The following is an 8,801-nucleotide window of genomic DNA, read 5'->3' as shown; positions in this document are numbered from 1 at the left end:
GGCTAAGGGGCAATCTCTACAAGACCCATTCTTAAACGCACTACGTCGTGAACGTATCCCTGTATCAATTTACCTGGTTAATGGTATTAAGCTGCAAGGTCAAATCGAATCGTTCGACCAGTTCGTTATTCTACTGAAAAACACCGTCAATCAGATGGTTTACAAGCACGCGATCTCAACCGTTGTTCCGGCTCGCCCAGTGAGCCACCACAGTGGTGATCGTGCACCATCTGATCGTCAACAAGATAAAACGTCTGAAGAGTAATCTCTGAGTCGTTTGATCTGTAAAAACTTAAGGAGTTGATTGCTTGTTTGACCGTTATGAAGCCGGTGAGCGAGCCGTACTTGTTCATATCAACTTCACGCAAGAAGGAGAGTGGGAAGACCTGAGCGAATTTGAAATGCTGGTCTCTTCCGCGGGTGTCTCGACACTACAGGTGATCACCGGTAGTCGTCAGGCACCTCATCCTAAATACTACGTTGGAGAGGGTAAAGCCCAGGAAATTGCACAAGCGGTGCAGTTAGCTGGTGCAGATATCGTGATATTCAATCACGCCCTCTCTCCTGCCCAAGAACGTAACCTGGAACAACTGTGTAAGTGCCGCGTGCTTGATCGCACCGGTCTGATCCTCGACATCTTCGCTCAACGCGCACGTACCCATGAAGGTAAGCTGCAAGTCGAACTGGCACAGTTACGTCATATTTCCACCCGTCTGATCCGTGGTTGGACCCACCTTGAAAGACAAAAAGGGGGGATAGGTTTACGTGGTCCTGGTGAAACGCAGTTAGAAACAGACCGTCGTCTGTTGCGTGAACGCATTAAAGCGATTTTGCGACGCTTGGAAAAAGTGGCCAAGCAACGTGAGCAAGGGCGCCGAGCAAGACACCGAGCTGAAATTCCGACGCTCTCGCTGGTGGGTTACACCAACGCGGGGAAGTCGACCCTATTTAACCGAATCACGGAAGCGGGGGTGTACGCCGCTGACCAGTTGTTTGCCACACTGGATCCGACATTGCGCAAGATTGAACTGGATGATGTCGGTACCGCGATCCTGGCCGATACCGTTGGATTTATTCGTCACCTGCCACACGATCTGGTCGCGGCTTTTAAAGCGACGTTACAAGAAACGCAGGAAGCTGACATTTTGTTACATGTTGTCGATGCGAGTGACGACCGTTTTCGTGAGAATATTCAAGCTGTTCATGAAGTGCTTGAAGAGATCGATGCCCACGAAGTGCCCGCACTCGTGGTAATGAACAAAATCGATAATCTGGACGATCAACAGCCACGTATAGAAAGGGATGAGGAAGGCGTCCCGCGTACCGTTTGGGTATCGGCGATGGAAGGCCGTGGTATTGAGCTGCTGTTTGATGCACTGACCGAACGTCTGGCCAGTCAGATGGTGCAGTACCGTCTGAAAATCCCGCCACAATATCAGGGCCGGTTGCGCAGTACGTTCTTCCAGATGAACTGTATTCAGAACGAAGAATACGATCCGGACGGTAATCTGTTGATCGATATCCGAATGCAACAGGTAGATTGGTCTAGACTTGAAAAAAGAGAAGGGGTAGTTTTACGTGACTTTATAGTTACTTAAAGGACTGCTACAGTATAACGTCATATCTAATGATGGAGCTTTCTAATGGCGTGGAATGAGCCTGGTAATAACAACGGCGATAAAGGCCGCGATAAAGACCCATGGGGTAATAACAATAATCGTGGTGGTCGTGATCAAGGACCGCCAGACTTAGATGAAGTCTTCAACAAGCTGAGTCAAAAGCTGGGTGGAAAGTTTGGTAAGAAAGGCGGAGGCAAAGGCCCGTCCTTCGGTGGTGGCGGTGCGCTGGGTTTCGGCGTCATCGCAGCAATTGCCGTGGCAATCTGGGTATTCTCCGGCTTCTACACCATAGGTGAAGCTGAACGTGGTGTCGTACTGCGTCTGGGTAAATACGATCGTATCGTCGATCCGGGCCTGAACTGGCGCCCACAGTTTATCGATGAAGTGACCCCGGTTAATGTACAGGCGATTCGCTCGCTACGCGCATCCGGTTTGATGCTGACCAAAGATGAGAACGTGGTCACGGTATCGATGGATGTTCAGTACCGTGTCGCGGATCCGTACAAATACTTGTACCGGGTAACCAACGCAGACGACAGCTTGCGTCAGGCGACAGATTCGGCACTGCGTGCTGTGATTGGTGACTCTTTGATGGACAGCATTCTGACCAGTGGCCGTCAGCAAATTCGCCAAAGCACTCAGGAAACGCTGAACGACATCATCGACAGCTACGACATGGGTCTGACGATTGTTGACGTCAACTTCCAGTCCGCGCGTCCACCAGAGCAAGTCAAAGATGCGTTTGATGATGCGATTGCCGCGCGTGAGGATGAAGAACGTTTCATCCGTGAAGCGGAAGCGTACAAAAACGAGATTCTGCCCAAAGCGACCGGTCGTGCTGAACGTCTGAAGAAAGAAGCGCAGGGTTACCGCGAACGCATCATCAATGAGGCGGAAGGTCAGGTGGCCCAGTTTGATAAGCTACTGCCAGAGTATCAGGCAGCACCGCAAGTGACTCGTGAGCGTCTCTATCTGGATACCATGCAGGAAGTGTACTCTCGTTCGTCAAAAGTGCTGATCGACTCTAACTCCAGCGGTAACCTGCTGTACCTGCCGATCGATAAACTGACCGGACAAGACAGTCAGGGCTCCACCAAACGCAGCAGTAAGGCATCGTCCAGCTATGACAAAATCGAGCTTGAATCTGAGCGCAGTGACGCGTCTCAGTCTGACTCCTCATCTCGTTCAACCGGTTCACGTCAAGGGAGATACTAAGAATGCGTAAGTTAATGATCCCTCTATTGGTGTTCGTGTTGGCACTGATGCTGATGTCGCTGTTTGTGATTCCGGAAGGTGAGCGTGGTATTGTGATCCGATTTGGCCGAGTGCTGAAAGACGATCAGAACATGTCTCACATCTACGAACCGGGTTTGCATCTCAAACTGCCTCTGTTTGATCGCGTTAAAACACTGGATGCCCGTATTCAGACCATGGACGGCCGTTCAGACCGTTTCGTGACTTCTGAGAAAAAAGACGTCATCATCGACTCTTACGTGAAATGGCGTATTGAAGATTTCGGTCAGTACTACCTAGCAACCGGTGGCGGTAACACTCTGACCGCAGAAGCCTTGCTGGAACGTAAAGTGACCGATGTTCTGCGTTCTGAAATCGGTTCACGTGAGATCAAACAGATCGTCTCGGGCCCACGTAACAACGACGTGCTGCCAGACAGTGCGGACGCGGATGTGGTGACCACCGAAGCGGCCAAAGAAGCGTTGGAAATCGATGGTCAGCGTGATCAAATCATGGATGAAGTGTTGAATGACACCCGTGAAAGTGCAATGAAAGACCTTGGCGTTCGCGTAGTAGATTTCCGTATGAAGAAAATCAATCTGCCGGATGAGATCAGTGAGTCGATTTACCGTCGTATGCGTGCTGAACGTGAATCTGTGGCGCGTAAGCACCGCTCACAAGGTCGTGAGAAAGCGGAAGTGATCCGTGCTCAGGCGGAGCTGGAAGTGGCGACCATTCTGGCCGAAGCGGACAAAACTGCCCGTGTGACCCGCGGTGAAGCGGATGCACAAGCAGCGAAGATCTACTCTGACGTGTACAGCAAAGATCCGGAGTTCTTTGCCTTCCTGCGCTCATTGAAAGCGTATGAGAAGTCATTCAGTGAGAAGAGCGACATTCTGGTGTTGGATCCGAAGAGCGACTTTTTCCGTTACATGAAAGACTCCAACGGCGCCGTTCAAAAATAACCGCGTCCGATAGTATGTCAAAGGCTCCTGAAAAGGAGCCTTTGTTGTTTGGTCATCGCGATAATGGGGAAACACATGGCGAAATCATTATGGCTGGCATTTGGCCTGGTGCTGATCGTTGAAGGGTTGGGGCCATTACTGGCACCAAATGGTTGGCGGAATATGGTGGCGCAGCTGAGCCAGCAACCCGACAACCAGTTACGCCGGATAGGCGGTTGCCTGGTCGTCGCGGGTGCGGTGATCGCTTACTGTGTTTGGTAAGCGATGGTTTAATAGTGCGGGGGCGGAGTCTCTTCCGATGGGTCGGCCAGTTGTGAGGTATCCATCGTCTTCAGTTTACCGACCATGAACTTCATCTGTTCCTGCATTTTGCTGATCAGCAATTGTTGCTGACTCAGCGCTGCGTTTAATTCTTCAATACTCTGTTCCTGAAACGCCAATTGGCATTCCATATCGTTGATACGCTGCTCAAGCTGCTGGACGTAATTTTCTGTCATCACTCATCATCCATTTTCCACGCCTGGGCAATGCCGGCGGATGTCCCGCTGACGACCCGGTGTTGATTATCAAAGGCAGCATCATACACGACTGCACGGGGAGGGCGAGTATCTTTACGTGGTTCCGCTTCAAAACCGGCCAGTCGTTTGCCGCTGTCTGTATCCCAGACCATGATCCGACTGGAAGGCGTGCCGGTGAGCAGACGGCGACCGTCATCGGAAAAACGAGCAGTTGAGAAAATCAACTGGCGTGAGAATGAACGCAGTCGGGAGACCTGTTCACCAGTACGCAAATCCCAAATCAGTGCCTGATTGCCCCCATCCGACGTAAACGCCAGCAGACCATCGCGTTGCAGCGCAACCCGACTGATGCGTTGTTCGTGTTCAAATTTACGCAGTATTTTGCCACTTTGTGTATCCCACAGGTAAGCTATATAGTCGTTGCCGCCCGTCAGTGCGTAGCGCCCGTTGGGCGACAACGCGACGCTGTTCACTTTTTCATTGTGCGCCAGGAACTCCAGTCGGCGTCCGGTGACTAAGTTGACGTAAATGGCTTTACCGTTGGATAACCCCAACAGGGCGCGCTCGCCATTATTAGAGATATCGACATCGCGGATTAAGCCGTCGGAAATCGACCACAAGCCCTTGGCTTGCGACCAGCCGAGATCCCACACCGCGAAATTGATCTGGCTGGCGGTGATCGCGTAGCGCCCGTTATCGGCAATACGGATGCGCGACACAGTGCTCGCCTGTGGATCCTGCGCGCCCAAATCGGCCAGTTTCTCACTGGCGTACAGATCCCACAGCACCAACTGATGCTGCTTGGAATAAATGAGTGCAAACCGGGCATCGCGGCTCAGCGCGAACGCGGTGGTGCCATCTGGCTCCAGCTCCCATTTTTGCTCTTCACTGCTGGAGAAGAAGCAGCCATTTAACATGCTAATGACAATAACCAGCAGGAATCTATGAAAAATTATTCGCATCAAGTCTAATTATCCGCTTGGTGTAAAGACAATCGGTATACATATGGCTATATTGGTACAACAACGTCAGGCACTCCAGTCTTAAGCAGAGATTTGTGCACAATGACAAACACTTAGCCAATCAATTGGAGAAATAAATGAAATCTATTTTTAAAGTGTCATTGCTAGCGGCCACTGTCGCACTAGCGGTTGGCTGTCAGAAAGAAGAAGAACCGAAAGCCACCACTGCTCCGGCTGCAGAACAGACCGAGCAAGCAAGCGCTGACACGACGGCGACTGAATTCAAAACCGAAGATGATAAAGCGGCGTATGCCATCGGTGTTTCGTTTGCCAACTACCTGAGCACCAGCATTGAGAAGCCGGGCGAACTGGGCATTAAACTGGATAAAGCGCTGGTTCTGCAAGGTATTGAAGACGTGTTTGCCGGTAAACCGCAAATGAATGAACAGGACACACGTACCGCTCTGGAAGGTTTGGATAAGCGCGTAGCTGAAACCATGAAGAAGCAGGCTGACGAAAAATCAGCAGCCAACAAAAAAGCCGGTGATGAGTACCGTGCCGAATTTGCGAAACAAGACGGCGTCAAAACCACTGAATCGGGCCTGATGTTCAAAGAGCTGAAGCCTGGCACGGGTGAGAAGCCAAAAGCGACCGATACCGTTCAAGTGCACTACAAAGGTACTTTGATCGACGGCACTCAGTTTGACAGCTCCTATGATCGTGGTGAGCCAGCGACGTTCCCGCTGAACCGCGTGATCCCAGGCTGGACGGAAGGTGTACAACTGATGCCAGTCGGCTCGAAATTTGAGTTTGTTATCCCGCCAGAGCTGGCTTACGGCGAGCAAGACACACCAACCATTCCGGCGAATTCAACGTTGGTGTTTGAAGTTGAACTGCTGAAAGTGGAAAAACCAGCAGAAAAAACCACCGACAGCGCCGCGCAGTAATCGGCAGCATACGTCGCTAAGGCCTGACAATGTCAGGCCTTTTTTGTGCCCGTGTCACGGCGAAAGCGTGAATAAATATTTGTCCTAAATCACTAGTCGGCGAGTTAGAGGGAGGTGATATTCAAAATTTCTGATAAACTTACGTCAATTTGTTGATTTTTCGCTCTAAGGCCAGACAACAGTGACAACGACAGAAAGCTTGAATACCGAGATGTTGCTCGAAATGGAATCCGTCAATGTGATGCCGTTCAGTGATCATGACAAAATTATTTTAAAGTCGTATGAGGCGGTGGTCGATGGTATTGCCAGCCTGATCGGCCCGTTCTGTGAGATTGTGCTCCACTCTCTGGAGGATCTGAATACCTCTGCGATTAAGATTGCCAACGGTGAGAACACCGGTCGTCAGGTCGGCTCGCCGATCACGGATCTGGCACTGAAAATGCTCAAAGACATCGAAGGCTCAGAACGTAATTTCTCTCGCTCCTACTTCACCCGGGCCAAAGGCGGCGTGTTGATGAAGTCGATCACAGTGGCGATTCGTAATGGCGACAACCGGGTGATTGGTCTTCTGTGTATCAACGTGAATCTGGACGCGCCGTTTTCTCAGGTCTTACAGTCATTTATGCCCACCGAAGAGGCCAAGCAGGCCGCCTCTTCGGTCAACTTTGCCAGTGATGTCGAAGAGCTGGTGGATCAGACGGTGGAACGCACCATTGAAGAGATCAATGCCGACAAATCGGTGTCCAATAACACCAAGAATCGTCAGATCGTGATGGAGTTGTACGATAAGGGGATTTTTGACATTAAGGATGCGATCAACCGTGTTGCGGATCGCCTCAATATTTCGAAACACACCGTTTATCTGTATATCCGCCAGCGCAAAACTGAGGATGACGAAAGTTGATGGCGCTGAGTTATACCCTGGTGGTCAACGGACCGCTGTATGGCACCCAGTCAGCCCGCAGCGCCTATCAGTTTGCGTGCGCATTGTTGGCGAAAGGTCATACCCTTCGCAGTGTGTTTTTTTATCGGGAAGGTGTGAGCAATGGCAGCCGTTTAAGTGTACCGGCCAATGATGAGTTTGATTTAAGCAACGCCTGGCAGACGTTGGCCCGTCAACACAACGTGCGTCTGGAAACCTGTGTGGCGGCTGCCCTGCGCCGGGGCATTGTCGGTCAGGACGAAGCGGCCCAACACGGTTTAAGCGCCGATAACCTGGCGGATGGGTTTCATCAGGCCGGTTTAGGCAGCCTGGCGGAAGCTTTGCTGACCCAGGACAGAGTGGTGCAGTTTTGAGTTTGTTAACCTATTTATTTCGCACGGCGCCACATGGCAGTAATGCCGGCCGCGAAGGCATCGATGCACTGCTGGCCGCATCGGCGTATTGTGAAAACATCAGCGTGATTTTCCTCGGGGATGGCGTATTACAGCTGTTGCAGGGCCAACAGACCGATGACATTCTCGCTAAAAACTATGCGCCGATGTTGAAACTGTTTGATCTGTACGACATTGAGCAGGTGTATGTTTGTCAGTCATCGCTGAGCGAACGTGGTTTGGCTCAGGCCGATTTGGTGCTGCATGCCGAGCGATTGACGCGTGAGCAAATCGCACAGCGTCTCACTCAGGCTGGTAAAATCCTGACATTTTAAGGTGGTAGTATGCTCCATATGATCAAATCTTGCCGCGCTCTGAGTGAAGCGGTGCAGTACGTCTCTGGTGATGACGCTCTGCTGCTGATCGAAGACGCCGTGTACGCTGCCAATGGCCAGCATCAGGACTTCAGTTTACTGATGCCGTTTACCGCCTTTGTACTGCACGCCGATGCGCAAGCGCGTGCGATTAGCAACCGCATCAGCCCGTCAGTGACGGTGGTCGACTACAGCGGATTTGTTGATCTGACAGCCGCACACACGCACACCATGACCTGGGATTGATTGCGCACGACCTGAACCTACGTCGTCGCAAGGGCGGCGTGCTGCTCGTGCCTGGCCCGAGTGGGTAAATTTTGCGCAAAAAAGATCTGTATATTTCTTGACACACATCCCACTGCTGCATAGAATTTTGCGTCCCTAATTACCATTGGTGTTTGGGGATTAGATTTTTCACAAAGCTTACTTTCAAGTAAATCAGGAGCTAGTTAATGGCAACTATTAACCAGTTGGTACGCAAACCACGTGCAAAGCAAGTTGTTAAAAGCAACGTGCCTGCACTAGAAGCGTGCCCACAAAAACGTGGTGTATGTACTCGTGTTTACACTACTACACCTAAAAAACCTAACTCAGCACTTCGTAAAGTTTGTCGTGTACGTCTGACAAACGGTTTTGAAGTAACATCGTACATCGGCGGTGAAGGTCACAACCTTCAAGAGCACAGTGTTGTTCTGATCCGTGGTGGTCGTGTTAAAGACCTTCCAGGTGTGCGTTACCACACTGTTCGCGGCGCACTTGACTGTGCTGGCGTAAATGACCGTAAACAAGGTCGTTCTAAGTACGGTGTGAAGCGTCCTAAGTCTTAATGCGTCTTTTTTATAAAGAAAGCGTTAAGTAAGGCCAAACAC

Annotated in this window: 13 protein-coding genes; 11 read left to right on the top strand and 2 right to left on the bottom strand. The window is 50.9% G+C overall.

Going from position 1 to position 8,801, the window contains the following annotated elements; translation table 11 throughout:
* The 5 genes from hfq to CAG65_RS04230 form a co-directional block, all read left to right on the top strand.
* Nucleotides 1-265 (top strand): RNA chaperone Hfq (gene hfq, locus CAG65_RS04250; RefSeq protein WP_161452401.1); only part of this gene is annotated, 265 nt, incomplete at its 5' end.
* A gap of 43 nt (nucleotides 266-308) precedes the next feature.
* Nucleotides 309-1,598: a ribosome rescue GTPase HflX gene (gene hflX, locus CAG65_RS04245; RefSeq protein WP_161452399.1), complete on the top strand. Its 1,290-nt coding sequence runs from the start codon at nucleotides 309-311 to the stop codon at nucleotides 1,596-1,598.
* 45 nt (nucleotides 1,599-1,643) lie between these two features.
* The gene (gene hflK, locus CAG65_RS04240) at nucleotides 1,644-2,834 is read left to right on the top strand and encodes an FtsH protease activity modulator HflK (RefSeq protein ID WP_021707390.1); all 1,191 of its coding nucleotides are present in this window, start codon (nucleotides 1,644-1,646) and stop codon (nucleotides 2,832-2,834) included.
* 2 nt (nucleotides 2,835-2,836) lie between these two features.
* Nucleotides 2,837-3,817, top strand: coding sequence for a protease modulator HflC (gene hflC, locus CAG65_RS04235; RefSeq protein WP_021707391.1), 981 nt, complete (start codon nucleotides 2,837-2,839; stop codon nucleotides 3,815-3,817).
* 75 nt (nucleotides 3,818-3,892) lie between these two features.
* Nucleotides 3,893-4,078, top strand: coding sequence for a DUF2065 domain-containing protein (locus CAG65_RS04230; protein ID WP_161452397.1), 186 nt, complete (start codon nucleotides 3,893-3,895; stop codon nucleotides 4,076-4,078).
* An 8-nt stretch (nucleotides 4,079-4,086) separates the two neighbouring features.
* Here the strand turns inward: CAG65_RS04230 and CAG65_RS04225 are convergent, their stop codons facing one another.
* Nucleotides 4,087-4,314 (bottom strand): SlyX family protein, encoded by a 228-nt coding sequence (locus CAG65_RS04225; RefSeq protein ID WP_021707393.1) that lies wholly within the window; start codon nucleotides 4,312-4,314, stop codon nucleotides 4,087-4,089.
* Nucleotides 4,314-5,297, bottom strand: coding sequence for a WD40 repeat domain-containing protein (locus CAG65_RS04220; protein WP_161452404.1), 984 nt, complete (start codon nucleotides 5,295-5,297; stop codon nucleotides 4,314-4,316). Before CAG65_RS04220 ends, CAG65_RS04225 begins: the two co-directional genes overlap by 1 nt.
* Nucleotides 5,298-5,434: 137 nt before the next feature.
* Between CAG65_RS04220 and fkpA the strand changes: the two genes are divergently transcribed.
* The 6 genes from fkpA (at nucleotide 5,435) to rpsL (ending at nucleotide 8,759) form a co-directional block, all read left to right on the top strand.
* Complete coding sequence (gene fkpA, locus CAG65_RS04215; protein ID WP_161452395.1) at nucleotides 5,435-6,244, top strand: FKBP-type peptidyl-prolyl cis-trans isomerase; 810 nt, start codon at nucleotides 5,435-5,437, stop codon at nucleotides 6,242-6,244.
* Nucleotides 6,245-6,425: 181 nt separating this feature from the next.
* Nucleotides 6,426-7,148, top strand: coding sequence for a helix-turn-helix transcriptional regulator (locus CAG65_RS04210; protein WP_040903285.1), 723 nt, complete (start codon nucleotides 6,426-6,428; stop codon nucleotides 7,146-7,148).
* Complete coding sequence (tusD, locus tag CAG65_RS04205) at nucleotides 7,145-7,540, top strand: sulfurtransferase complex subunit TusD (RefSeq protein ID WP_174377450.1); 396 nt, start codon at nucleotides 7,145-7,147, stop codon at nucleotides 7,538-7,540. The genes CAG65_RS04210 and tusD overlap by 4 nt, the downstream gene beginning before the upstream one ends.
* Complete coding sequence (gene tusC / locus CAG65_RS04200; RefSeq protein ID WP_021707398.1) at nucleotides 7,537-7,893, top strand: sulfurtransferase complex subunit TusC; 357 nt, start codon at nucleotides 7,537-7,539, stop codon at nucleotides 7,891-7,893. Before tusD ends, tusC begins: the two co-directional genes overlap by 4 nt.
* Nucleotides 7,894-7,902: 9 nt before the next feature.
* A complete protein-coding gene (gene tusB / locus CAG65_RS04195) occupies nucleotides 7,903-8,178 on the top strand; it encodes a sulfurtransferase complex subunit TusB (protein ID WP_021707399.1) in 276 nt (91 codons plus the stop codon).
* A gap of 206 nt (nucleotides 8,179-8,384) precedes the next feature.
* Nucleotides 8,385-8,759 carry a 30S ribosomal protein S12 gene (rpsL, locus tag CAG65_RS04190; protein ID WP_004399892.1) on the top strand — a complete coding sequence of 125 codons (375 nt, stop codon included), beginning with the start codon at nucleotides 8,385-8,387 and terminating at the stop codon, nucleotides 8,757-8,759.
* The last annotated feature ends 42 nt before the right edge of the window (nucleotides 8,760-8,801 follow it).

The organism is Vibrio sp. V39_P1S14PM300, from assembly GCF_009904765.1.
GTDB lineage: Bacteria > Pseudomonadota > Gammaproteobacteria > Enterobacterales > Vibrionaceae > Vibrio > Vibrio proteolyticus.
The sequence above is the reverse complement of the archived record's forward strand: the minus strand, read 5'-3'. Positions and strand labels throughout refer to the sequence as shown.

Coding starts and splice junctions, on each gene's coding strand:
- hflK (WP_021707390.1), top strand. CDS start 1,644: ATGGCGTGGAATGAGCCTGGTAATAACAACGGCGATAAAGGCCGCGAT.
- hflC (WP_021707391.1), top strand. CDS start 2,837: ATGCGTAAGTTAATGATCCCTCTATTGGTGTTCGTGTTGGCACTGATG.
- CAG65_RS04230 (WP_161452397.1), top strand. CDS start 3,893: ATGGCGAAATCATTATGGCTGGCATTTGGCCTGGTGCTGATCGTTGAA.
- CAG65_RS04225 (WP_021707393.1), bottom strand. CDS start 4,314: ATGACAGAAAATTACGTCCAGCAGCTTGAGCAGCGTATCAACGATATG.
- CAG65_RS04220 (WP_161452404.1), bottom strand. CDS start 5,297: ATGCGAATAATTTTTCATAGATTCCTGCTGGTTATTGTCATTAGCATG.
- fkpA (WP_161452395.1), top strand. CDS start 5,435: ATGAAATCTATTTTTAAAGTGTCATTGCTAGCGGCCACTGTCGCACTA.
- tusB (WP_021707399.1), top strand. CDS start 7,903: ATGCTCCATATGATCAAATCTTGCCGCGCTCTGAGTGAAGCGGTGCAG.
- rpsL (WP_004399892.1), top strand. CDS start 8,385: ATGGCAACTATTAACCAGTTGGTACGCAAACCACGTGCAAAGCAAGTT.